21 protein-coding genes are annotated in these 23,068 nt (G+C 63.7%); 11 read left to right on the top strand and 10 right to left on the bottom strand.

All coding sequences use genetic code 11. The annotated features are described in order from the left end of the window. Position 1: 1 nt before the first annotated feature. Positions 2–886, bottom strand: coding sequence for a DMT family transporter (locus tag NKH35_RS12780; protein WP_352914775.1), 885 nt, complete (start codon positions 884–886; stop codon positions 2–4). A 182-nt stretch (positions 887–1,068) separates the two neighbouring features. Next, the gene (locus NKH35_RS12775) at positions 1,069–2,010 is read right to left on the bottom strand and encodes a LysR family transcriptional regulator (protein ID WP_023755786.1); all 942 of its coding nucleotides are present in this window, start codon (positions 2,008–2,010) and stop codon (positions 1,069–1,071) included. Positions 2,011–2,274: 264 nt separating this feature from the next. On the opposite strand from NKH35_RS12775, the gene NKH35_RS12770 reads away from it, so the two are divergent. Next, positions 2,275–2,913 carry an alpha/beta fold hydrolase gene (locus NKH35_RS12770; protein ID WP_352914771.1) on the top strand — a complete coding sequence of 213 codons (639 nt, stop codon included), beginning with the start codon at positions 2,275–2,277 and terminating at the stop codon, positions 2,911–2,913. Here NKH35_RS12770 and NKH35_RS12765 read toward each other — a convergent pair. Next, positions 2,910–3,317, bottom strand: coding sequence for a DUF2000 family protein (locus NKH35_RS12765; RefSeq protein ID WP_023695946.1), 408 nt, complete (start codon positions 3,315–3,317; stop codon positions 2,910–2,912). The genes NKH35_RS12770 and NKH35_RS12765 overlap by 4 nt on opposite strands. A 46-nt stretch (positions 3,318–3,363) precedes the next feature. On the opposite strand from NKH35_RS12765, the gene NKH35_RS12760 reads away from it, so the two are divergent. Next, positions 3,364–4,227: an AraC family transcriptional regulator gene (locus NKH35_RS12760; RefSeq protein ID WP_023736881.1), complete on the top strand. Its 864-nt coding sequence runs from the start codon at positions 3,364–3,366 to the stop codon at positions 4,225–4,227. 5 nt (positions 4,228–4,232) lie between these two features. On the opposite strand, the gene NKH35_RS12755 is transcribed toward NKH35_RS12760, so the two are convergent. Beyond that, complete coding sequence (locus NKH35_RS12755) at positions 4,233–4,703, bottom strand: MarR family winged helix-turn-helix transcriptional regulator (protein ID WP_023671361.1); 471 nt, start codon at positions 4,701–4,703, stop codon at positions 4,233–4,235. 421 nt (positions 4,704–5,124) lie between these two features. On the opposite strand from NKH35_RS12755, the gene NKH35_RS12750 reads away from it, so the two are divergent. Together NKH35_RS12750 and NKH35_RS12745 are read left to right on the top strand one after the other, a co-directional pair. Next, positions 5,125–6,177 (top strand): CobW family GTP-binding protein, encoded by a 1,053-nt coding sequence (locus NKH35_RS12750; protein ID WP_023695947.1) that lies wholly within the window; start codon positions 5,125–5,127, stop codon positions 6,175–6,177. A 248-nt stretch (positions 6,178–6,425) separates the two neighbouring features. Continuing rightward, positions 6,426–7,400: a WD40 repeat domain-containing protein gene (locus NKH35_RS12745; protein WP_352914768.1), complete on the top strand. Its 975-nt coding sequence runs from the start codon at positions 6,426–6,428 to the stop codon at positions 7,398–7,400. Between the two features lies 1 nt (position 7,401). Here the strand turns inward: NKH35_RS12745 and NKH35_RS12740 are convergent, their stop codons facing one another. Then, positions 7,402–7,854 carry a hypothetical protein gene (locus NKH35_RS12740; RefSeq protein WP_023683507.1) on the bottom strand — a complete coding sequence of 151 codons (453 nt, stop codon included), beginning with the start codon at positions 7,852–7,854 and terminating at the stop codon, positions 7,402–7,404. Positions 7,855–8,009: 155 nt separating this feature from the next. Here NKH35_RS12740 and NKH35_RS12735 point away from each other — a divergent pair, with 155 nt between their 5' ends. The 4 genes from NKH35_RS12735 to NKH35_RS12720 all read left to right on the top strand — a co-directional run bounded on the left by NKH35_RS12735 (position 8,010) and on the right by NKH35_RS12720 (position 13,670). Then, entirely contained in the window at positions 8,010–9,392 is a 1,383-nt protein-coding gene (locus NKH35_RS12735) for an aspartate aminotransferase family protein (protein ID WP_023732624.1), read from the top strand. Between the two features lie 65 nt (positions 9,393–9,457). Then, positions 9,458–10,843, top strand: a complete 1,386-nt coding sequence (locus tag NKH35_RS12730) for a glutamine synthetase family protein (RefSeq protein WP_023822078.1) — start codon at positions 9,458–9,460, stop codon at positions 10,841–10,843. Positions 10,844–10,962: 119 nt separating this feature from the next. Continuing rightward, positions 10,963–12,198 (top strand): putative DNA modification/repair radical SAM protein, encoded by a 1,236-nt coding sequence (locus NKH35_RS12725; RefSeq protein WP_023831270.1) that lies wholly within the window; start codon positions 10,963–10,965, stop codon positions 12,196–12,198. Between the two features lie 2 nt (positions 12,199–12,200). After that, complete coding sequence (locus NKH35_RS12720; protein WP_023822080.1) at positions 12,201–13,670, top strand: UdgX family uracil-DNA binding protein; 1,470 nt, start codon at positions 12,201–12,203, stop codon at positions 13,668–13,670. A 276-nt stretch (positions 13,671–13,946) separates the two neighbouring features. On the opposite strand, the gene NKH35_RS12715 is transcribed toward NKH35_RS12720, so the two are convergent. The 4 genes from NKH35_RS12715 to NKH35_RS12700 form a co-directional block, all read right to left on the bottom strand. Then, a complete protein-coding gene (locus NKH35_RS12715) occupies positions 13,947–15,227 on the bottom strand; it encodes a glycerate kinase type-2 family protein (protein ID WP_023822081.1) in 1,281 nt (426 codons plus the stop codon). Positions 15,228–15,394: 167 nt separating this feature from the next. Further along, entirely contained in the window at positions 15,395–15,901 is a 507-nt protein-coding gene (locus tag NKH35_RS12710) for a heme-degrading domain-containing protein (protein WP_023711326.1), read from the bottom strand. A 311-nt stretch (positions 15,902–16,212) separates the two neighbouring features. Further along, positions 16,213–17,529, bottom strand: a complete 1,317-nt coding sequence (gene guaD, locus NKH35_RS12705; protein ID WP_023831269.1) for a guanine deaminase — start codon at positions 17,527–17,529, stop codon at positions 16,213–16,215. Positions 17,530–17,531: 2 nt separating this feature from the next. Continuing rightward, a complete protein-coding gene (locus NKH35_RS12700; RefSeq protein ID WP_352914763.1) occupies positions 17,532–18,749 on the bottom strand; it encodes a urate hydroxylase PuuD in 1,218 nt (405 codons plus the stop codon). A 135-nt stretch (positions 18,750–18,884) separates the two neighbouring features. On the opposite strand from NKH35_RS12700, the gene NKH35_RS12695 reads away from it, so the two are divergent. The 3 genes from NKH35_RS12695 to NKH35_RS12685 all read left to right on the top strand — a co-directional run bounded on the left by NKH35_RS12695 (position 18,885) and on the right by NKH35_RS12685 (position 22,101). Beyond that, positions 18,885–19,805 (top strand): LysR family transcriptional regulator, encoded by a 921-nt coding sequence (locus tag NKH35_RS12695; protein ID WP_023711323.1) that lies wholly within the window; start codon positions 18,885–18,887, stop codon positions 19,803–19,805. Positions 19,806–19,912: 107 nt separating this feature from the next. Continuing rightward, positions 19,913–20,854 (top strand): LLM class flavin-dependent oxidoreductase, encoded by a 942-nt coding sequence (locus tag NKH35_RS12690; RefSeq protein ID WP_023711322.1) that lies wholly within the window; start codon positions 19,913–19,915, stop codon positions 20,852–20,854. After that, positions 20,851–22,101 (top strand): LLM class flavin-dependent oxidoreductase, encoded by a 1,251-nt coding sequence (locus tag NKH35_RS12685; RefSeq protein ID WP_023711321.1) that lies wholly within the window; start codon positions 20,851–20,853, stop codon positions 22,099–22,101. Before NKH35_RS12690 ends, NKH35_RS12685 begins: the two co-directional genes overlap by 4 nt. 12 nt (positions 22,102–22,113) lie before the next feature. Here the strand turns inward: NKH35_RS12685 and xdhC are convergent, their stop codons facing one another. Further along, on the bottom strand, positions 22,114–23,061 hold the full coding sequence (xdhC, locus tag NKH35_RS12680) for a xanthine dehydrogenase accessory protein XdhC (RefSeq protein WP_352914852.1): 948 nt from the start codon (positions 23,059–23,061) through the stop codon (positions 22,114–22,116). Positions 23,062–23,068: the final 7 nt, after the last annotated feature.

The raw sequence follows: 23,068 nt of genomic DNA, 5'->3' as shown, positions 1-23,068 counted from the left end.
ATCAAAGTTTTTTCGCCAGAGCCTCCGCCTCGACATCGACGGTCGTGCGATTGCGCAGCCGCAAACGGTGCTCGCGATGGATGATGTAAAGGCCGCTGGCGACGATGATGGCTGCACCCACCAGCGTCCAGCGGTCGGGGAACTGGTGGAAGATGATCCAGCCGGACAGGATCATCCAGACCATCTGCGAATAGGGGTGCGGCGCCAGCGCCGTGGTGGTCGCCAGGCGGTAGGCCTGCACCAGCAGCCAGTGGCCGCCGGCGCCGAACACGCCCAGCATCACCAGTATGAACCAGTGCCAGCCATCCTGCGGCAGGCCATGCGAGAACGGCAGCATCGGCAGAAGCAGCACGGCCGGCGCCAGCGCCGAAAACAGGATCAGGCTCTCCGAGGTTTCGTTGGCTGACATCCGCCGCGTCATGATGACGTAGAAACTGTTCGACAGCATCGAGCCGAGCGCGAAAAGATGGCCGATGCCGAACACGCCGATGCCCGGCCTTGTAATGACGAGCACGCCGACAAAGCCCGACAGGATTGCCAGCCAGCGCCGCCAGCCGGCCCATTCACCAAGCAGCGGTCCGGCAAGGGCGGTGATCACCATCGGCCCGAAGAAGTAGATCGAGGTGGTCTCGGCCAGTTGAAGCGTTTTGAGCGCCATGACGTTGCACATCGTCGAGCCGAACAGCAGACCGCCGCGCAGGATGTGGGCCGGCAAATTGTTGGCGCGGAAGCGCGACGGCTCGCGCCAGCCGCGCAGGAAGACGCCGACAAGCAGGACATGGACGGTGAAGCGGGCCCAGGCGACGATCAGCGCCGAGACGCCGGCCAGCACCAGATATTTGCTCGATGTGTCGAGAAAGGTGAAAAAGACATAGGTGGACAGCATGAACAGCATCGCCGCGGGCGGCGTTGCGCTTTCGTCTGATCTTGCGGGAACGTTCAAATGTCAGGCCGGGCAGGGAGGATCAACGCTTAACCTTTGCGGCAATCTCCAGCGCTCGGCAAGCCAAAAGCGACTGGCACAACAGGCGTCTGAGACAGGTTCAGCGCAGGCCGATCCGATGCCAGCTAAGGCGCTTTGCGTTCCGCTGCGACGTTCTGACATCCCGGTGCTTTGCCGTCGGATGCCACTTGCGCCTGGAGATGAAGCCACAACGCCTCGGCGACGGGTCCATGCGGTCGGTCGCGCCGGCGCACCGCCGCCAAGATCTCCGTCCGGCCGGGCAGATGTGCACCAGCGATCGAGATCAGCCTCCTATCCCGCAGTTCGTCCTCGATCAGCCATGCCGGCAGATGGCCCCAGGCCAGTCCGTGAAGGATCAGTTCCTTCTTCATCAGATGATCCGGCGCCGAGCACTGATGCGCACCGTCGATGAGGAAATAGCTCTCCGGCGATGGCCGCCGCGCCGTGTCGCGGATCACGCACTGGGTGAAGGGCCGCATCTGCTCCGGCGCAATCTCGCGGCCAGGCGCGAACGGAAGGAACCCAGGCGCCACCACCGGCACGAGGGGCACCGCGCAGAGATCGATCCGCTCGAGATGCGGATCGGAAGGATCCGCGCGATGGAAGATGAGGTCAGCCGAGCCTTCCATCAACCGTTCGAGCGGACCGCCGACCGCCTCGTACTCCAGGTGCAGGCGTGTCCCGGTGCGTTCGGCAAAGAAGCCGCTGAGCATACGCAGGATTTGCGGTCGCGGGCAGAGATCACCCATGACGACACGCAGGACCGTCTCCTCGCCGCTCGCCAACTGGCCCGCATAGGTTCGCAGATGGTCGAGCTCGCGCAATGTTAGCTGCGCTCGCGCGTGAAACTCGCGGCCCGCCTCCGTCAGCCCCACCCGATATCCGCTGCGGTCGAGAAGTGTGAGCCCGAGCAACTGCTCGAGGCGTGCGACAGCGGCGAAGACGGATGGATGCGATCGATTCAAGGCGAGGGCGGCCGCCTGGAAGCTGCCCTCGCTTGCCACGGCGTCAAAGCACCGTAAGTCGTGGAGTTTCAGACCATTCATTATCGTAAAAACCTACTGAGATCGTCCAATCATAGTAATTTTCCTGGATAATTACGAGGCCTAGGGTGGCTCATTCAAAGGGCGGCGGGAGCATGGAACTCCTTTCGCCAGGGTGAGATGAGGACCAGATGACTGACACGCTTTATTTTACGACGGGCGACGGCTGCCGGATCGCCTATCAGCTGGCGGGGGCCGGCCCTGTGCTTGTGCTCTCGAATTCCATTGCGACGAACCTGCATATGTGGGACCGGCAGCTAGCGGAACTTGCCGGATCTTTCCGGGCTGCGCGGCCACGGCAGTTCCGATGCTCCGGCCGGAGCCTATTCGCTTGATCGGCTGGGCCGCGACGTCCTTGAGCTGCTGGATGCGCTTCAAATCGCCCGCGTGCATTTCTGCGGGCTGTCGCTGGGCGGCTTCGTAGGGCAGTGGCTGGGTATCCATGCCTCGGAGCGCATCGAGCGTCTCATCCTTTCCAACACCTCGCCGCATCTCGGGCCGGCTTCTTACTTTGATGAGCAGATCAGGACTGTCCTTGCAGCGAGCAACATGTCGGCCACCGCGGACATGTTCATGCACAACTGGTTTCCCGCCTCGATGCTTGCCGGCCCAAACGAAACCGTCGACGCGTTCCGCGCGATGGTCCTGGCGACGCCGCCCCAAGGTCTCGCGGGATGCTTCGCCGCCGTACGCGATTGCGATCTGCGCCGGACTGTCTCCCTCATTACCGCCCCCACCCTGGTGATCGGTGGAGAAGACGACAAGGTAACACTGGCAAGCCACAGCGAGGCGATCGCAGCCAGCATCCCCGGCGCCACGCTTACACTGCTTCCGGGCGTCCATATGCTGAACGTCGAGCGGCCGACTGAATTCATGAGCGCCGTTACACGCTTCCTGCTGAATTAGGCGTGCATGCGGGCGCCCTTGGTGATCTTGTCGACGAGTTTCTTGTCGGCACGCAGCGCGATGCCGACGATCTTGGCGTCCTCAGGGCCGAACTCGGCGAAGACGGCGCGGTTGGCCGCATCGAAGCCGGTGGCAAACATCTCCTCGACATAGGCTGACGCCGTCACGCGCCGCTCCAGCGCCTTCCGGTGGATGGAGTTGAGCGTCGGCCCATCGGCCGAAAGCACGATGACCGGCTGGATCGACAGAGGATTGTAAAGGTTGCCGGCGCGGTCGCGGTAGGGTTCGCCGATAATGTCGGGGAATTGCGCGACGACGCCGCTGGTCAGGAAGGCCGTGACGTTGAGCTTTTGCCAGACGGCGAGATCGTCCCGCAGCACGATTGCAAATTTCGTATCGAACACCAAAATGAGGACTCCGGAGCACGCCCATGAAGGGCAGGGATAGGTGATGACGCACGATCTAGACGGTGAGGCGACACAGGGTCTTGGACGTTCGTGCGCGGATGAAGACCGGATCGTCTCGGCGCCAGGCAGCACCGGCATCGAGCGCATCGAGGCGCATTTCCATGGCAACGCCTTCGACCTACACCGTCATGATACACTTGCCGTCGGCGTGACGCTTTCCGGTGTGCAGCGCTTCCACTACAGGGGCACTGTCAACCACAGCCTGCCCGGCCAGGTTATCGTGCTGCATCCCGACGAAGTGCACGATGGCGGCGCCGGGACCGAGGATGGTCTGCGCTACCGGATCCTCTATCTGGAACCCTCACTGCTGCTCGACTGCCTCGACGGCGCGCCGCTGCCTTTCGTCAGGGATGCTGTGGTCAGCGATCCTGCCTTGCGTGGCACGCTGCTTTCGGCCCTGTCGCCGCTCGATGAGGAACTGGACGAGCTGTTCGTCGCCGATTTCGTTGCGGAGCTGGCGCAGCATCTGGGGCGTCATGCGGGACAGAAAGCAAAGCCGATGGGGAAGTCGGCCTCGCGTGCGGCAGCGCTGGCGCGCGGCTATCTCGAGGAGAATGCCGAGCGGTCCGTTCGTTCCGATGAGCTGGAAGCCGTCACCGGGCTCGACCGCTATGCGCTGTCACGCCATTTTCGCGCGACCTATTCCACCAGCCCGCATCGGTTCCTGCTGATGCGCCGGCTGCAAAAGGCAAGACGGATGATCGAGGTGGGCGAGCCGCTGGCCGAGATTGCCGTTGGCGCCGGCTTCAGCGACCAGAGCCATTTCAACAGGCATTTCAAGAAAGCATTCGGCTTGACGCCCGGCCGCTGGTCGACCCTGGTGCGCGGGCCTTCGGTAGCCGCCTAGGAAGATCAATCGTCGATGTCGCCATCGTCGTCGACAAGCACCAGCTCCTCGTTCGACAAATTGGCCTCGATGCGGGCGAGCAGCTTGAACAGCGTCTTCTGTTCTTTCTTGTCGAGGCCCTTCAACGCCTGCTTCTCGGTCTTCTTCACCGACTTCTCGATGGCGTGGATGATCTCGCGGCCGGTGTCGGTGAGAAAGATATGCGCCTGGCGTGCATCCGCGGAAGAGGCGCGCTTTTCCAAAAAGCCCTGGGCCTGCAGCCGGTTGATGGTCTTGGTGATGGTCGGCGGGCGAACGCCGAGGCGGCCGGCGAGATTGCCGGGCGTCTGGCCGTCCTCGCGGTCGAGCGTCAGCATGATCTGGTCCTGGCCGGCATAGAAGCCGTGCGCCAGAAGCCGCGCCGCCAGCGCGGTCCTTGCCAGCCTTGCCGCCGAATGCAGCCGGCTCATCGTTGCAGTCTTGTCCGCCTTGGCCATGGTGATCCCTCTTCGGCCGTACCGGTGCGTGCAGCATAGACGCAGCCGGCCGGTTGGCAATCGACGATCCAAAAGATTCCGGCTTTCGAAACAGCTTTGCCGGCAAGCATTTGTGGTGCTCGAAATGGTGATGCCAGATGTTTATTTCAGTTAGATGACAAACGAGTTTCCGCCAAGGCGATTGCAACGGTTTGACGCGGCGCGGCTCAGCACAGGTCAACGAAGAGGCGTTTCCGGCGACACGTTGATGGTCGGCATCCCTCGCACTCGGCCTCTCGGGTCTACCCATCCGCTTCGTCAATCCTGGGTCAAACACCCAGGCGGTTTGCCTCGTGCAAAAGGCCGGCACACATCCTATATCAGGCCAACAATCCCTTCTTGCGGCCCGCAATTCCGTGGCCCAGCCATTTCGAGGCAAGATATGAGCGAAGCACAGACGCAAATCCCAGTGACCGTTCTCACCGGCTATCTCGGCGCCGGCAAGACGACGCTGCTCAACCGCATCCTGTCGGAAAACCATGGCAAGCGTTATGCCGTCATCGTCAATGAATTCGGCGAGATCGGCATCGACAATGATTTGATCGTGGAATCCGACGAGGAAATCTACGAAATGAACAATGGCTGCGTCTGCTGCACGGTGCGCGGCGACCTGATCCGCGTCGTCGAAGGCCTGATGCGCCGTCCCGGCCGCTTCGACGCCATCGTCGTCGAGACCACCGGCCTCGCCGATCCTGTGCCGGTGGCGCAGACCTTCTTCATGGACGACGACGTGCGCTCCAAGACCAAACTCGACGCTGTCGTGGCCCTGGTCGACGCCAAGCACCTGCCGCTCAGGTTGAAGGATTCCAAGGAAGCCGAGGACCAGATCGCCTTCGCCGATGTTGTCGTGCTGAACAAGACCGATCTGGTGACGCCCGAAGAGCTGGCCAAGGTCGAAGCCACCATCCGCGCCATCAACCCGGCGGCCAGGATCCACCGCACCACGCGCGCCGGCGTGGCGCTGTCGGAAGTGCTCGACCGCGGCGCCTTCGACCTGTCGCGCGCATTGGAAAACGATCCGCATTTTCTCGAGGCGCACGATCATGATCACGACCACCATGATCACGACCACGATCACCACGACCATGATCACGACCATCATCATCACGATCACGCGCATCCCTCCGACATCCATGACGTGACCGTGCAGTCGGTGTCGCTGCGCGGCGGCGAGATGGACCCGAAGAAATTCTTCCCGTGGATCGAGAAGATCACTCAGATGGAAGGTCCCAACATCCTGCGGCTGAAAGGCATCATCGCGCTCGAGGGCGACGACGAGCGCTATGTCATCCAGGGCGTGCACATGATCATCGAAGGCGACCACCAGCGCGCCTGGAAAGACGGCGAAAAGCATGAGAGCCGGCTGGTGTTCATCGGCCGCGAGCTTGACGCCGAACGGCTGAAGAAGAGCTTTGACGCCTGCCAGGCGGCTTGATTTCCGGACTCTATGGCGCTAGCGCTGCCCGCTCTTCCTTCTCCCCTTGTGGGAGTAGGTGGCCTCGCGAAGCGAGGTCGGATGAGGGGTGCTCCAGCTCGGCACCGACGGCGATCCGTCCAACACCCCTCATCCGTCTCGGCGCTGCGCGCCGATCCACCTTCTCCCACAAAGGGGAAGGTTGACGCCAGGCCTGGCCGCCTCAGTGGCTTCCCGGGAGTGGTGACAGCTTCATTGGAATGGTCCTGATGCCCACAGTTGCTCCCCTCGACCTGGAAGGTCACTGCCTTGCCGCCGACTTCCTCGACAACGTGCCGCATTTTGCGCTGGCCGATGGGACAGTTCATAGGCTCGACAACGGCCACAAGACAATTCAGGCCAATGACGGCCTGCTCTCCACGTTCCATGATGCCGCCAACGACCGCCTGATCACCGGCGGCGAGGACGGCAAGATTTTTGCCGTTGCCGCCGGCGGCAATGTCAGCGAACTCGCCAGCGCCGGCAAGAAGTGGATCACCAGCGTCGCCGCCGGGCCGCAAGGCGCTATCGCCTATGCCACAGGCAAGACTGCGTTCGTGCGCTTTGCCGACGGCAAGACCAAAGAGTTTGCCCATCCGCGTTCGGTCGAGGGGCTGGCCTTCTCCCCCAAGGGCATACGCTTCGGCGTCGCCCGCTACAATGGCGCGACGCTGCATTTCCCGGCCGCCGAGGGCAAGCCGGTGGAGCTGGAATGGGCCGGTGCCCATACCGGCGTCACCTTCTCGCCGGATGGCGCCTTCCTCGTCACCACCATGCAGGAAAACGCGCTGCATGGCTGGAAGCTCGCCGACGGCAAGCACATGCGCATGACCGGCTATCCCGGCAAGGTCAAGAGCCTGTCGTGGAGCGTGAAGGGCAAATGGCTGGCGAGTTCCGGCGCGCCGGCGGCGATCGTCTGGCCGTTTTCGGGCAAGGACGGCCCGATGGGCAAGGCGCCGCTGGAGCTCGGCACGCGCGGCAACGCCATGGTGACATCGGTTGCCTGCCATCCGAGCCAGGATGTCGTCGCCGTCGGCTATGATGACGGCATGGTCATGGCGGTGCGCTTTACCGATGCCAAAGAGGTGCTGTTGCGCCGCCCGGGCAAGGGCGCCATCACCGCGATGATGTGGGATAAGGAAGAGCGCCGGGTCGCCTTCGGCAGTGCCGCCGGCGACTGCGGCGTCATCGATATCTCGGCGTGACCTATTCGGCTCCGCACGACACCTTGCCGGTCAATTCTTTCGGCTTGCCGTCCTGTTCCGTGTCGGCGGCGTTGTCGTAGACGGCAAGCGTGTACCGGCCGTCATAGACGCCCTCGTCACTGGTCTTGGTCAGGATCGTCAGTTCGACAGAGTTGAATTTATCTCCGAGCTGATGCTCGTGGTAGACGTTCAGCCGCAACTCCTTGTCGTCCAGCCAGTACTGGGTGAGGTCGGAATCCTCGAAGACGGTCTTGCGCAGACTGTCGCCTTCCGGCCGGCCAAGTATCTCGAGATCGCCGCGAAAATTGAAGGTCGGGCCGCCCATACCTCTGGTGACCCCGGCGCCGACCTCGAATTGCACCGCTTTGTCATCGACGGAACACCAGACGCCGCCCGATGCGGAAGCCGCAGCGGCCGACAAGAGTAGCGCAATAGCGCAGATGATCGTCCGCATTTTTCTCCCCAAACCACAGACCCGATCGCATTGGCGCCCGACTGCGCCGGAAGGTCAAGTCTGCCGAACTTGCTGCTGACCCAATGCAGCGCACCAACACGGCCAATTGCGGTTGCCGTCGCCAATTGGGTAGTGTGCCGGCCGAGAGGGATTTCATGCACAGCACGAACAGTTCAAAGGCGTCCATCGGCGGTATCAGCCGTGACCGCATCGCTGCATTGCGCGATAGCGAGGCGAACACCTTCCGCAAAGCGCGGCCGAAATCGCAGGCCAAGGTCGGTAACGGCCTGCCAGGCTTCTTCGGCGGCGTGCCGATGCACTGGATGAACGACTGGCCGACGCCATTCCCGATCCTGGTCGACAGCGCCAAGGGCGCCACCATCACGGATATCGACGGCAACCGGCTCGACGATTTCTGCCTCGGTGACACCGGCTCGATGTTCGGCCATGCGCCGCCGCCGGTGGCGCGCGCCATCCGCCGCCAGGCCCGGCGCGGCCTGACCTATATGCTGCCTTCGGAAGATGCTCTGGCCATCGGGCCGCTGCTGCAAGAGCGTTTCGGTCTGCCGTTCTGGCAGATCGCCACCACCGCCACCGACGCCAACCGCTTCGCGCTGCGCGTCGCCCGCGCCGTCACCGGCCGCGAAAAGATCCTGGTCTTCAACGGCTGCTATCACGGCTCGGTCGACGAGACGATGGTCCGGATGGTCGACGGCAAGCCCGTGAATCGGCCGGGGCTGGCGGGTGAGTTTCGCGACCTGACCAAGATGGCGAAGGTCATCGAGTTCAACGATGTCGCCGCGCTGCAAGCAGCGCTCAAGGACACGGATGTCGCCTGCGTCATTGCTGAGCCGGTGCTGACAAATTCCTGCATGGTGCTGCCCGATCCGGGTTTTCACGACGCGTTGCGCAAACTGACGCGCGCGGCAGGAACGCTGCTTCTGATCGACGAGACGCACACCATTTCGACTGGACCCGGCGGCTACACCAGGAAATTCGGACTGCAGCCCGACCTGTTCGTGCTGGGCAAGCCGATCGCCGGCGGCGTCCCGGCAAGCGTGTGGGGCATGAGCGACGAGGTCGCCTCGCGCTATGCCGACTACAATCGAACCAAGGAGCCGGGCTATTCCGGCATGGGCACGACGCTGTCGGCGAACCCGCTGCAGTTCGCAGCCATGCGCGCAACGCTCGAAGAGGTGATGACGCAGGAGAATTATGCCCGGGCGGATCGCCTGGCCCTGCGGCTCGATGCAGGGCTGACCGGCGTCATCGATCGCTACAATCTGCCCTGGCATGTCGCCCGCGTCGGCGCCCGCGTCGAGTTCATCTGCGCACCCGGCCCGCTCAGGAACGGCGCCGAAGCCGAGACTGCGCATGCGCCGGAGCTTGAGGCGGCTATCCATGTCGCGCTGGTCAACCAAGGCGTGCTGATCGCGCCTTTCCACAACATGATGCTGATCTCGCCGGCCACCACCGGCGCCCAGGTCAACCGGCTGATCACCGCCTTCGCCACGGTTGCGGCAAGGCTGACGGCATGAGACAAGCAGCCAACAAGCGGTCGATCAACAAACAGGCGCCAAAGCCAACCTTGAGTAGAGTAATCATGACTTCACCTTCGGGCTCGACGCCCGCCGAGGCGCAAGCCTTTCTCGACGCCCATCCCGAAATCGAAGCCTTCGATATCGTCTTGACCGACGCCAACGGGGTCGGCCGCGGCAAGATCGTGCGCCGGCATGAGCTGAAAAGCATCTTCGAGGGCGGCCGCCACATGCCGATCTCGATCCTCGGCCTCGACATCACCGGCGAGGATGTGCACGAAACCGGGCTGATCTGGACGACTGGAGACGGCGATCTCAGGGCATGGCCGATCCCCGGCACGCTGGTGCCGCTTTACGGCACGAACCCGCCGCGCGGCCAGTTGCTGATGGCGATGTACCATCTCGAGGGACAGCCTATGTCGTCGGACCCACGGCTGGCGCTGGCCAGGCAGGTCGACATCTTGGCGGCCAAGGGCCTCTATCCCGCCGGCGCCTTCGAACTCGAATTTTTCCTGCTTGCCAATGAGCGTGACGCCGACGGCAAGGTAAAGCCGGCGGACGCCGTGCTCGACGGCCGCCGCTCGGCCAAGACGGAAGTCTATTCCGTCGACCATCTGCACGGCATGGAGCCGCTGTTTTCCGACATCTATGCCGCGGCCAAGGCGCAAGGCATTCCGGCCGAAACGGTGATTTCCGAATACGCGCCCGGCCAGTACGAGCTGACGCTGAACTATCGCAAGGATGTCATGCGGGCGGCCGACGACCTCGTCATGTTGAAGCGGCTGGTGCGGGCGCAGGCGCGCCGCCATGGTGTCACCGCCTGCTTCATGGCCAAGCCGATCGAAAAATACGCCGGCTCCGGCATGCATTTCCATGTTTCGTTGCAGGACAAGAACGGCCGCAACGTTTTTGCCGAGGCTGGCGGCGAAAGCTGGTCGCTGCCGCTGCTGCAGGGGCTCGGCGGGCTGATCCAGACCATGGCCGAATCGATGCTGGTGTTTGCGCCGCACGCCAATTCCTGGCGGCGCTTCGTCTCGCAGTCCTATGCGCCGGTGGCGCCGACCTGGGGCGTCAACAACCGTTCGGTGGCGCTGCGCATCCCGGCGGGCGACGCCAAGAACCGGCGCATCGAGCACCGGCCGTCGGGTGTCGACGCCAATCCCTACCTGATCGCGGCAACGGTGCTGGCCGGCATCATCAAGGGTCTGGACGAAGGCCTCGACCCCGGCCCCGAAACCACTGGGAATGGCTATGAAGCCGCCGTCACGCGCACGACCATGCCGGTCGACTGGCGCGCCGCGATCGAGGCGGCGCGGGCCTCGAGCTTCCTGAAAGAGGCGCTTGGCGAGGATCTGCATCGCACCTTCGTGGCGATCAAGCAGTCGGAGTATCTGCGCGTCGCCCGCACCGTCAGCGAGCTGGATTACCACCTCTACCTCCATGAGGTCTGAGAGACCGCCTGGAACTCGGGCAGTCGTCCTGCTAGCCCGACGATCAGGCGGCGATTACTTTTTCGCCGCCTGCATCAAATGAGGTGGCGCTGCAGCCTTCAAGAACATATCATGAACGGATGAGCGCACCCACCGTCCGTGAAAAGCTGGCAATCCTGTCTGACGCCGCCAAATACGATGCTTCTTGCGCCTCGTCCGGCTCGGCGAAGAAGGATTCGCTCCAATCCGGCGGTATCGGCTCCACAGAAGGCATGGGCATCTGCCATTCCTACGCGCCGGATGGCCGCTGCATTTCGCTCCTGAAAATCCTGCTCACCAATTTCTGCATTTACGATTGCAGCTACTGCATCAACCGCTCGTCATCGAATGTGCGCCGCGCCCGCTTTAGCATCGACGAGGTGGTGAAGCTGACCATGGACTTTTATCGGCGCAACTACATCGAAGGCCTGTTCCTGTCCTCCGGCGTCATCCGTTCGCCCGACGAGACCATGGCCGAGATGGTGGAGGTGGCGCGGCGGCTGCGGCTGGACGAAAAATTCTCCGGCTATATTCATCTGAAGACCATTCCGGAAAGCTCGGCCGAACTGGTCGAGCAGGCCGGGCTCTACGCCGATCGGCTGTCTATCAACGTCGAACTGCCGACCGATGAGGGCGTCAAGAAACTGGCGCCGGAGAAGAAGCCGGAAACGATCCGGCTTTCCATGGCGAACCTGCGCCGGAAGATGGAGGAAAAGGCCGAGCCGACGCTGAGGACCAAGAAGCGCGAACGCTTTGCGCCCGGAGGTCAGTCGACGCAAATTATTGTCGGCGCCGACAAAACATCCGACGACGGCATTTTGCACACCAGCGCGCGGCTCTATGGCAGCTATCACCTGCGGCGCGTCTATTATTCCGCCTTCAGCCCAATCCCGGATTCGTCATCGTCGCTGCCGCTGCAAAAACCGCCGCTGATGCGCGAGCACCGGCTCTATCAGGCCGACTGGCTGATGCGCTTCTACGGCTTTTCGCAGCCGGAAATCCTCGCCGGCAGCAGCGACGGCATGCTCGATCTCGCCATTGACCCCAAGCTCGCCTGGGCTTTGCGCAATCGGGCGAGGTTTCCCGTCGACATCAACCGCGCCGACCGCGAAGCGCTGCTGCGGGTTCCGGGTCTGGGCACCAAGGTGGTGGCGAAGATCCTTGAAACCCGCCGCCACCGACGCATGCGGCTGGAAGATGTCGGACGGATCTGCCATTCGATCGCCAAGCTGAGGCCCTTCATCATCGCCGAAGGCTGGTCGCCGGGCGGACTCACCGACAAGACAGGCCTGCGCGACACGATCGTAAAGTCCTGCGAACAACTGTCGCTGTTTTGACCATGCAGCCGGCTCAGCTCGACCTTGCCCGATACACTGTCCGGCTAGCGAGCCAGACCGATTTCGCCGGTTGGCGCGATGCGGCACGGCGTCTGGCGCTGAATGAGGTCCGACCTGAGGATATTAGTTGGGGTGTCGGGTCCGACGCCAATGATCCTCAAGATGCCTTGCCGGCGGTGCCAGAGGGCGCGCAGCTTACCGTCCCGCGCGAGTTCATCGCCCATGCCGAAACCGCCTTCTGCCACTCCGACCCCGGCCGGTTTGCCTTTCTCTACTGGATGCTTTGGCGCCTGCGCACCGAGCCGAAACTGCTGGCGATCGCATCCGATCCCGACACCAGGCGGCTCGAAGCCATGGAAAAGGCGGTGCGGCGCGACGGCCATAAGATGCATGCCTTCGTACGCTTCCGGAAGATCGGCGACGGCGAGAACGAGCGCTACGTCGCCTGGTTCGAGCCGGAGCATTTCATTGTCGAGCGCAACGCGGATTTCTTCGTCCGGCGGTTCACCGGCATGCGCTGGACCATCCTGACGCCCTATGCCTCCGCCGACTGGAACGGCGAAAGGCTGGCGATCGGGCCGGGTGCGGCCAAGGGCGATGCACCTGATCAGGACGACACCGAGGCGTTGTGGCTGACCTATTTCGAAAACATCTTCAACCCGGCGCGGCTCAAGGTGAAGGCGATGCAGAAGGAGATGCCGAAGAAATATTGGCGGAACCTTCCCGAGGCCTCGCTCATTCCAGATCTGATCGCAGGAGCGGACGAGGCCGCCAGGGATATGATTGCCAGACTGCCGACAACGCCGGCGCCGCACCACGCCAAGCTGCAGGCAAGACATTGGCCGAAGCCCGAGCCGGCCGAGGCGCCGGATGAAGACGATGCCAAGACGATTTCCGATTTGCGCGAGGCTGCAAAGGGTTGTCGTCGCTGCCCGCTCTGGCGCGACGCGACACAGACCGTGTTCGGCGAGGGGCCGGATGACGCCAAAGTGGTCTTCGTCGGCGAACAACCTGGCGATCAGGAAGATCTCGCCGGCAAACCTTTTGTCGGGCCAGCGGGCAAAGTGTTCGATGCGATTCTCGATGACGCAGGCGTCGACCGGCAAAAAGTCTACGTCACCAACGCCGTCAAGCACTTCAAGTTCGAGCCGCGCGGCAAGCGCCGCATCCACTCGAAGCCAAATACCGGCGAAGTCCAGGCCTGCCGCTGGTGGATCGGCCGGGAGCTTGAGCTGATCAAGCCGGACCTCGCCGTGGCGCTTGGGGCAACGGCGGCGTTGTCGCTGCTGGGCAAGGCCATTGCCGTGACGAAAATGCGCGGCCAGTTGATCGAACGCGATGATGGCTTGCGCGTGTTCATCACCATCCACCCCTCCTTTATTCTGCGTATTCATGAGCCCGCGGACAAGGAGGCAGAGCGCGAGCGGTTTCTCAGGGATATGAGAGAGGTGAAGCGGCTGATGGGGTCGTGAGATGAGCGAAAGCCTCAGCGACATCGTCATCCGCGGGCGGAGCAAGGAGTGAAGCGACGCAGCGCAGACCCGAGGATTCATGCCGCGACGTTTGGACGCTGCTACGGTGCAGAATTCTGCTCCGCTGCGCTCGACGGCTAACATCACGGAATGGACCCGGGGCTTCGCGACGGAGCTTCGCTCCTGCTTCGCCCAGGGATGACGAAGCTGAGTGGCTTCAGCCAATCACCTACGGTCGTGAATCCAACGTTGGAAACTTCGGCCGCCACGGCCGAATTAACTGATTAGGATTGCCCTCAGATCATTCACATTCGTACCCGTCGGCCCCGGCACGAACAGATCGCCGATCGCGTTGAACGCCGTCCAGGCATTGTTGCCGGCCAGCATCGCCTTGGCGTCGATGCCGGCGGCACGCATGCGCGAGACAGTTGAGCCATCGGCAAAGGCGCCGGCATTGTCTTCAGAGCCATCGATGCCGTCGGTATCGGCGGCCAATGCATGAATACCTTCCGCGCCGCTGATACCGATGGCAAAGGCGAGCAGGAATTCGGAGTTGCGGCCGCCCTTGCCCCTTTTTCCGTCAACAGGGGCCCACAAGGTCACGGTCGTCTCGCCGCCGGACAGGATCAGCACCGGCTTTTTGAACGGCCGGTTGCGCGTCGCCACTTCGCGCGCAATGGCTGCATGCACGCCACCGACCTCGCGCGCCTCGCCCTCGATGGAATCGGAGAGGATGACGGCTTCGATGCCCTGCCGTTTTGCCTCAGCGGCTGCCGCTTCCAGCGACACGCCAGCCGAGGCGATCAGGTGCACTTCATTGCGTGAAAAGCGCTGGTCATCCGGATCTGGCGCATCGGCCTCTGGCGAGTTGATGTGCGCCATGACGGCGTCGGGCAGTTTCATGCCGTAGGCCGCTATCGAGGCCAGCGCATCGGCGCGGTTGCCGGAGTCGGGCACGGTCGGGCCGGAGGCCACCAGGGCCGGGTTGTCGCCGGGAATGTCAGAGACAACCAGTGATACCAGTTTGGCCGGCCAGGCGGCAGCTGCCAGCCGGCCGCCCTTGATGGTCGAGAGATGCTTGCGGATTGTGTTCATCGCCGCGATCGGCGCGCCGGAGGCAAGCAGCGCCTCGTTGACGGCGATTTCGTCGGCGAGCGTCAGGCCGGCGGCAGGCGACGGCAGCAGCGCCGATCCTCCGCCCGATATCAGCGCCACTACCAGGTCGTCCGCAGTCAGCCCTTGCACCTTTTCGAGCAGGCGCCGCGACGCCTTAAGACCGGCAGCGTCCGGTACCGGATGTGCCGCCTCGATGATTTCGATGCGCTCGCATCTGGCGCCATAGCCGTAGCGGGTGACGACCAGCCCTTCGATTGGGCCATCCCACACCTTCTCGAACGCGGCCGCCATCTGCGCCGAGCCCTTGCCGGCGCCAATGACAATGGTACGGCCCTTGGGCCTGGCCGGCAGATGATCCCTGATGGTCCGTTCAGGATCGGCAGCGGCAACAGCGGCATTGAAGATCGAGATGAGAAAGGATTTGGGATCGAGCACGGTTATCCTTGGCCGTAACTGGCGGTTTTTAAAATGAGCAAACGTTGGCGCTGCCCCTCACCCTCACCCCGTGAAAGACGGGGAGAGGGGATCGCCAGCGCTCGAGCTTGTCCTTTCTCCCGTCACTATACGGGGAGAAGGTGCCGGCAGGCGGATGAGGGGCAGCGCCAACGTCACGATTTACCTTCCGGCGGCAGCGCCAATTGTGTCCGATCGACGCCGAGATGATCGCACAGTGCATCGACGACGACGCCATGATCCTGGCGTTCCGGCAGGCCGGAGACGGCGATGACGCCGATGACGCCGGCACCCTTTACAGTCACCGGAAACCCGCCGCCGGCCAGTACGTAATCAGCAATATCCAGCCCCTCGCCGACCTTGAAGGTGCGGTCCGGTCGCTGCTGTTCCAGCACCAGACGATAGGTGCTCCTGAGGTAGCGCTTGACCACATTGATCTTGCGTCGTGCCCAGTCGGGGTTGGAGGCGTTTGAACCGGGCATCGCGGCATAAAACAGCGGCCGATCCCACAGCCTGATATCGACAATGATGGGCAGCTTTTCGGCCAGCGCCCGCTCGCGGATCGCCGCGCCGACCTTGAAGGCGACGGCCTCGTCGAAGGCCGGGAAGACCAGCGTCTCTTCCTGTTTCTGGATCAGAGCGATGTCGTCGGCAGCGGCCATTTTGTTCTCCGAAGTCAGTCACAAATCGTGTGTACGACAAGCTCCGCCCGGTCAAGGTCTCGTCGCGGTGGTGGTCTTGCCCCGCCAGGGTCGACCCCCACTCCGTCGAGCTTCTCTCGACACCTCTCCCCCGATCGACAGGGTAGAGGAAGGGCGCCAAGCTGTCCGAACCGGCGCCCGTCCTCCGAAGCAAAGGCTCCCTTCCTCTCCCTCCGGAGGGGGGAGAGGTGGCGCCGCGAAGCGGCGACGGAGTGGGGGACCACTTGGCAACCAGGCGCAATCATCATCTTGTCCCGCGCGGATGATGGGTCCTACCCCACGATCATATCGATCTTGGCCGGCCGCCCCGCAACATAGACCTCGCGCACCGCGCGGTCGTCGCCCAATGTCTGCAGCAGGAACAGCTCCTCCGCCAGCGTCTCCACAGTCTCCATCCTCAGCCGCATCGCCGGCGTGGCGCGGGCGTCGAGCACGGTGATGTCCGCGTCGGTGCCTTCATCCAGCGTGCCGACCTTGTCCGCCACAGACAGCGCCTCGGCATTGCCACGCGTTATCTGCCAGAAGGACTGGAACGGGTTCAGCTTTTCGCCATTCAGCGCAATCACCTTGTAGCCCTCGTCCATGGTGCGCAGCATCGAATAGTTGGTGCCGCCGCCGACATCGGTGGCGGCAGCGATCCTGAGCGGCTTGTCGCGGCGACGAAAGCGCTGGTAGTCGAACAGGCCGGAGCCGAGGAACAGGTTCGAGGTCGGGCAGAACACCGCCACCGAGCCTGAGTCCGACAGCGCATCGGCCTCTCGTTCCGAGAGATGGATGCAGTGGCCGAACAGGCTCTTTGGCCCCAGCAGGCCATACTGCTCGTAGACATCGGTGTAGTCGCGCGCCTGCGGATAGAGTTTTTGCGTGAAGGCGATTTCGGCGTGGTTTTCCGACAGATGCGTCTGCATGTGCAGGTCGGGGTTTTCGCGGCAGAGCGTGCCGGCCATCTCCAGCTGCTCGGGCGAGGAGGTGATGGCGAAGCGCGGCGTGATCGCATAAAGCTGGCGGCCCTTGCCGTGCCATTCCGCAATCAGCGCCTTCGTATCGTCATAGCCGGATTGCGGCGTGTCGAGCACGCCTGCCGGCGCATTGCGGTCCATCATCACCTTGCCGGCAATGTTGAGCATGCCGCGCGCATGCGATTCGGCAAAGAACGCTTCGGCAGACGCCTTGTGCACCGAGCAGTAGGCGGCGACCGTCGTCGTGCCGTGGCGCACCATCTCGTCCAGGAACAGCCGGGCGATGCGGCGGCCATGCTGGGCGTTGGCGAATTTGGTCTCTTCGGGAAAGGTGTAGGTGTTCAGCCAGTCGAGCAGTTCGGCGCCGTAGGAGGCAATGACCTGCATCTGCGGGAAATGCGCATGCGCATCGATGAAGCCGGGCAGCAGCAGATGCGGCCGATGATCGATCTTTTTCGCACCGTCGCCCGCTTGCTTTTCGACTTCCGTGTAGCTGCCTACGGCAACGATCCGGCCGTCGCGGATCAGCAGGCCGCCATCCTCCTCATAGCGCCAGGCGGCATGGTCGTCGATGGCTTCGGGCCAGCGCAAAAAACTTAGGGTGCGGCCGCGCAGAAGTGTGGAGGTCATCCCTATTTCCCTGCGCCTTCGAACCAGGCGACCAGCAGCGCCCGTTCCTTGTCGCTGATCTGGGTGACGTTGGCGGGCGGCATGGCGTGGCTGCGCCCGGCCTGCAAATAGATTTCACGCGCATGCTCGGCAATGCCGGCGTCGGTGTCGAGCATCACGCCCTTCGGCGCATGGTAGATGCCTTCATAGACCGGCTCGGCCGTATGGCACATCGAGCAGCGGCCAAGCACGGTGTCGCGCACCGCCGGGAAATGCGACGAGGCGATATAGACTTCGGCCGCGGCGGATGCCTTGGGCTCGCCGGTCAGTATTTTCGGCGCTGTCGACAGCCACATGATGATCATGAACAGAACGGCAGCTGCCATCCAGGTCCAGTGCGGATTGCCGGCACGCTTGTGCACGGCGTTGAAATAGTGCCGGATCAAGACGCCGATGATGAACACCAGCGAGGCGATGACCCAGTTGAACTCCGTCGCAAACGCCAGCGGATAGTGGTTCGACAGCATCAGGAACAGCACGGGCAGCGTCAGGTAATTGTTGTGCAGCGAGCGCTGCTTGGCGATCTTGCCGTATTTCGGGTCGGGCTTGCGGCCGGCAATCAGGTCGGCGACGACGATCTTCTGGTTTGGAATGATCACCATGAAGACATTGGCCGACATGATCGTGGCGGTGATGGCGCCCAGATGCAGGAAAGCGGCGCGGCCGGTGAACAGATGCGTCAGACCCCAGGCGATGAACACCAGCACGCCATAGAGCACCAGCATCAGTCCGGTGTCACTTTTGCCGAGCGGCGAGCGGCAGAGCAGATCGTAGACTACCCAGCCGACGCCGATGGTGGCCATCGACAAAAGGATGCCGACCGGCACCGACATCGGCAGCACATTGGGGTCGATCAGGAACAAATCGGCGCCGGCATAGTAGACCACGCACAGCATGGCGAAGCCGGACAGCCAGGTGGCGTAGGATTCCCACTTGAACCAGGTCAGGTGTTCCGGCATTTCGGCCGGCGCCACCAGATATTTCTGGACGTGGTAGAAGCCGCCGCCATGCACCTGCCATTCCTCGCCGAATGCGCCGACCGGCATGCCGGGGCGCTGGCGCAGGCCAAGGTCGAGCGCGACGAAATAGAAGGACGAGCCGATCCAGGCGATGCCGGTGACGACGTGCAGCCAGCGCACGGCGAAACTCAGCCAGTCCCAGAAAATCGCGAAATCCATCATGTGAAATCGTCCCTGCCGATCGGCTGACTTTACGGTGTGGGGCGCAAACGAAAAGAGGCGAGGTGTACGATGACTTTCAAAAAAAAATGGAAAATACTAGGCTGACCACGTACGCCGCCACATAAAGAGCCACGAATGGCCTATCTCGACAACATCGCCGTCTTCGTCCGCGTCGTCGAGCTTGGTAATCTCTCGGCGGCGGGCCGCGACATGCGCATTTCGCCGGCGGTCGCCTCCAACCGCATCAAGGAGCTGGAAAAACACCTCGGCGTGCGGCTGTTCAACCGCACCACACGGCAATTGATGCCGACGGAGCATGGCACGGTGTTCTACTCCGGCGCCAAGCAGGTGCTGGAGGCGATCACCGAGGCGGAAGCCGCGGTCTCGGCTCTTTCCGGCCAGCCGCGCGGCACCATCAAGGTGACCGCCCCGCTCGGCCTTGGACGGCGGCTGGTTGCGTCGGGCATTCCGGATTTCCACGACAAATACCCCGATATCGAGGTGCGGCTGAGGCTCTCCGACCACAATATCGACATCATGAAGGAAGGCATCGACGTCGCCTTCAAGCTCGGCATCATTGAGGATTCCAGCCTGCGGATGCGCGGCATCATGGAATGTGAACGCGTGCTGGTGGCGGCACCGAAATATCTTGAAGCGCGCGGCGAGCCGGTGGCGCCACAGGAGCTGATCGGCAAGAAGCACGACTGCCTGATGCTGCGCTATTCCGGGGCGCGCGAATATGTCTGGACGCTGCAGACGCCGTCCGGCCCGCAGAAATTCGAGGTGCACGGCCCCTACGACACCGACGATGGCGATGTGCTGACCGGCTGGGCGCTGTCGGGCCGCGGCATCATCAACAAGCCGCGCTTCGAGGTGGAACCCTTCATCCGCGACCGGCGGCTGCAGGTCATCCTGGCCAGCACGCCGCCAACGCCGGTGCAGTTCGCCGCCGTCTATCCGCACAAGAAGCTGCAAGACCCCAAGGTGCGGCTGCTGCTCGACTTCATGGCCGAGCGTTGCCAGCGGCTGATCAAGGATTTGCTGGCCGGCAGGTGAGAGGCTGTTGGCCCAGTCGCCAGGGTTGTCTTACAAGCAGGTGACCTTAGGGTCGCATACGCTGCCCTATGATCGATGGTCCCATGCCGACTGACCAGCAAGCCACAATGCATCTTGCCGTTTCGCTCAACATTACTTCCGGGCAGCCGCTCGGGTTTAGCGACCTGGCCGGCTTTGCCAAGCAAGCGGAAGCGGCTGGGCTGGACATGATTGTCCTCGATGATTCCGCGCCGAACAGCGCCGGGTCGAGTTCTTTCGAAGCGACGACCTTGCTGGCGGCGCTGGCGACGGTGACAAGTCGGATCGGCCTTGTCGCTGCAGCCTCGACGGTCGCTCACCAGCCGTACAATCTGGCGCGCCGTTTTGCTTCGCTCGACATCATCAGCCATGGCCGCGCCGGCTGGCACGCGACCATGGCGCAGGCGCCAGGGGAAGCCGCCAATTTCAGCCGGCCGGATGGATTTTCGGACGATGTGTTCCGCCGCCGCACGCAGGAATACATTGGCATCGTTCAGCGCCTGTGGCAGGGCTGGGATGCCGACGCGCTGCTGTTCGACAAGGCCGGCGGCCGCTTCCACGATCCCGAAAAAATGCACCTGCTCGACCACAAAGGCGAATTTTTCTCCGTGCGCGGGCCGCTGAACGTCGCGCGCTCGCCGCAGGATACGCCGGTGCTGGTGCTGTCCGGCCTGTCCGAGGCCGACTTGGATATCGCCGCCCGCACCGCCGATGTCGTCCTGCTGGACAGACCCACAGAGGACGCCAAGGCGCGCCATGACGATCTCAAGCGCCGCGTTGTGGCCTGCGGACGCGATCCGGGTGCGGTCAAGCTGCTGCTGAACGTTGGCGCAGATGTCGCTGCTAACGCGCTCGAAACATTGTTCAGCTCGCAAAGCTGCGACGGGTTCAACATCGCAATACCGCCTGCCGCGATTGACGGTTTCATCGGCCGCGTGCTGCCGGAATTGCAGCGCCGCAGCCTCGTCCGCCCGGATTATCCCGGCACCATCTTGCGCTCGCATCTCGGATTTGCCGGAGGAACGCAATGACCCGCCAGATGAAGCTTGGCGCCTTCCTGTGGGCGACGGGCCACCACATCGCCGCCTGGCGTCACCCCAAGGCGCATGTTACGGCAGGCATCGACATCGATCATTACATCCAGCTGGCGCGCACGGCGGAAGCGGCAAAGTTCGACATGGTGTTCTGCGAGGACGCCGCCGGTCTGCGCGAAGCCAATGTCGGCATCGCCAGCCAGACCTCACGCTCGATCGGCTTCGAGCCGATCAGCCTGCTGTCCGCGCTCGCCGTGCAGACCAGCGGCATCGGCCTCGTTTCGACGGCGTCGACCAGCTACAACGAGCCCTACGGTCTGGCGCGCACCTTTCTGTCGCTCGATCATCTGAGTGGTGGCCGGGCTGGCTGGAACCTGGTGACGTCGGCCAGCCCCATCGAAGCCGCCAATTTCGGCGCGATGGGCCTGAAACCCCATGCCGACCGCTACGAGCGGGCGCGCGAATTCGCCGAGGTGGTATCAGGACTTTGGCAAGGCAGTGGCTTTCACGGTCACAACGGCCAGAGCTTTTCGGTGCGCGACCCGCTCGACCTGCCGCGCTCGCCGCAGGGCGCGCCGGTGATGGTGCAGGCCGGCGCCTCGGATGTCGGCCGCGACCTTGCCGCCCGCACCGCCGACGTCGTGTTCACGGCGGCGCAGACCCTCGAGGAAGCCAAGGGCTTTTACGACGACCTCAAGGGCCGTATGGCTGCCTATGGGCGTCAGCCCGACGACATCAAGATCATGCCGGGCGTCTCCCCCGTGGTGGCGGAAACCGAGGCCGAAGCGCGGGAGAAACAGGAGGAATTGCAGGCGCTGATCCCCGACGATGTCGGCGTGGCGCTGCTGTCCAGCTATCTCAGCATCTCCGATCTCGGGAGCTATCCGATCGACGGACCGATGCCCGAGCTGCCGGAGACCGAGGGAATGAAAAGCCGCCAGGCGCTGGTCATCGAACAATCGCGCCGCGACGGCCTGTCGATCCGCCAGCTTGCGCGCCATTTCGCCGGCGCACGTGGCCATTGGCGTATCGTCGGCACGCCGGCGCAGATCGCTGACGAATTGCAGGCGCGGTTCGAGGGCGGCGGCGCGGACGGCTTCAACGTCATGCCGTCATACTTCCCCGGCGAGCTCGATGCCTTTGCCACGCTGGTGGTGCCGGAACTGCAGCGGCGCGGACTGTTCCGTCGGGAATACGAAGGCAGCACCTTGCGAGATCATCTCGGCCTGAAGCGGCCTGCTTAGCCGCGCCGAAGCTTAGCCGGCCATCATCTTGTGCTGGACTTCATGGTCGGCATTCGGCGCGGTGTTGTGAACGACCAGTGCCGTCATGATCTCGGCTGCCGCGAGCGCCGCGATCACCGGCGGGCGCTTGTCCCTGACGGCGTCGCCGCCGATCGGGGAGACGAGGCGGGCCAACTCAGCCTCCGTGCCATCCGCCGATTTCAGGAACCAGTTCCTGAACGTCGCTCTCTTGGTTTTCGAGCCGATCATGCCGACATAGGCCGCGTCGTCGCGCTTCAGCGCCTCGGCGACGATGAGGAAATCCAGCGCATGGTCGTGGGTGAGGATGGCGAAGGCGGTGCCGGCGGGGGCGTTTCGCACCTCGGCCTCGGGCATCGGCGTCAGCAGCGTCTCGACGGTTTCCGGCATGCCTTCCAGCGCTTCGGCCCGCGTCTCGATGACGACACCACGCACGGGAAGAAGTGCAACGGTCGAGGCCAGCGCCTGGCCGACATGGCCGCCGCCGAAGATATAGACATGCGGCAGGTGGGCTTCCTCGGCTTCTGCGGCCGCGATCAGCTCGGCAGCAAGCGCGGCATCGACGATACGGATCAAGACTTCGACGCGCCCGCCGCAGCACTGGCCGATCTCGGGACCTAGCGGCACGTCAAGCGTGGCGCGGACTTCATCGACCGCGATGCGGGCTTCTTTACCCTCCCCCTTGTGGGGAGGGTCGGTGAGGGGGGGGGGGGGGGGGGGGGGGGGGGCCCACGCGCGGGGGGGGGCGCCCGGCCGCCCCGCCCCCCCCCGCCCGCGCGGTAAGACAACGCACCCCCCCCCGCCGCGCCCGGGGCCGGGGGGCTTCGCAGACGCCCCCCCCGCCCCGGCGGCGGGGGGGGGGGGGGGCGGGGGGGGCGGGCCGCGCCGCCCCCCCCCCCCCCCCGAAACGGGGTGGCTTGGCACGATCGTCCGCACCCCCACCCCGGCC

Source organism: Mesorhizobium sp. M1143 (assembly GCF_040318435.1).
GTDB lineage: Bacteria > Pseudomonadota > Alphaproteobacteria > Rhizobiales > Rhizobiaceae > Mesorhizobium.
This window is presented reverse-complemented; position numbering and strand designations above follow the sequence as displayed.

Excerpts from the sequence above, each read along its gene's own strand:
- NKH35_RS12750 (WP_023695947.1), top strand. The coding sequence starts at position 5,125 with ATGAGCGAAGCACAGACGCAAATCCCAGTGACCGTTCTCACCGGCTAT.
- NKH35_RS12780 (WP_352914775.1), bottom strand. The coding sequence starts at position 886 with ATGCTGTCCACCTATGTCTTTTTCACCTTTCTCGACACATCGAGCAAA.
- NKH35_RS12685 (WP_023711321.1), top strand. The coding sequence starts at position 20,851 with ATGACCCGCCAGATGAAGCTTGGCGCCTTCCTGTGGGCGACGGGCCAC.
- NKH35_RS12730 (WP_023822078.1), top strand. The coding sequence starts at position 9,458 with ATGACTTCACCTTCGGGCTCGACGCCCGCCGAGGCGCAAGCCTTTCTC.
- NKH35_RS12710 (WP_023711326.1), bottom strand. The coding sequence starts at position 15,901 with ATGGCCGCTGCCGACGACATCGCTCTGATCCAGAAACAGGAAGAGACG.
- NKH35_RS12775 (WP_023755786.1), bottom strand. The coding sequence starts at position 2,010 with ATGAATGGTCTGAAACTCCACGACTTACGGTGCTTTGACGCCGTGGCA.
- NKH35_RS12690 (WP_023711322.1), top strand. The coding sequence starts at position 19,913 with ATGCATCTTGCCGTTTCGCTCAACATTACTTCCGGGCAGCCGCTCGGG.
- NKH35_RS12725 (WP_023831270.1), top strand. The coding sequence starts at position 10,963 with ATGAGCGCACCCACCGTCCGTGAAAAGCTGGCAATCCTGTCTGACGCC.
- NKH35_RS12695 (WP_023711323.1), top strand. The coding sequence starts at position 18,885 with ATGGCCTATCTCGACAACATCGCCGTCTTCGTCCGCGTCGTCGAGCTT.
- NKH35_RS12745 (WP_352914768.1), top strand. The coding sequence starts at position 6,426 with ATGCCCACAGTTGCTCCCCTCGACCTGGAAGGTCACTGCCTTGCCGCC.
- guaD (WP_023831269.1), bottom strand. The coding sequence starts at position 17,529 with ATGACCTCCACACTTCTGCGCGGCCGCACCCTAAGTTTTTTGCGCTGG.
- NKH35_RS12735 (WP_023732624.1), top strand. The coding sequence starts at position 8,010 with ATGCACAGCACGAACAGTTCAAAGGCGTCCATCGGCGGTATCAGCCGT.
- NKH35_RS12755 (WP_023671361.1), bottom strand. The coding sequence starts at position 4,703 with ATGGCCAAGGCGGACAAGACTGCAACGATGAGCCGGCTGCATTCGGCG.
- NKH35_RS12720 (WP_023822080.1), top strand. The coding sequence starts at position 12,201 with ATGCAGCCGGCTCAGCTCGACCTTGCCCGATACACTGTCCGGCTAGCG.
- NKH35_RS12740 (WP_023683507.1), bottom strand. The coding sequence starts at position 7,854 with ATGCGGACGATCATCTGCGCTATTGCGCTACTCTTGTCGGCCGCTGCG.
- NKH35_RS12700 (WP_352914763.1), bottom strand. The coding sequence starts at position 18,749 with ATGATGGATTTCGCGATTTTCTGGGACTGGCTGAGTTTCGCCGTGCGC.
- NKH35_RS12760 (WP_023736881.1), top strand. The coding sequence starts at position 3,364 with ATGACGCACGATCTAGACGGTGAGGCGACACAGGGTCTTGGACGTTCG.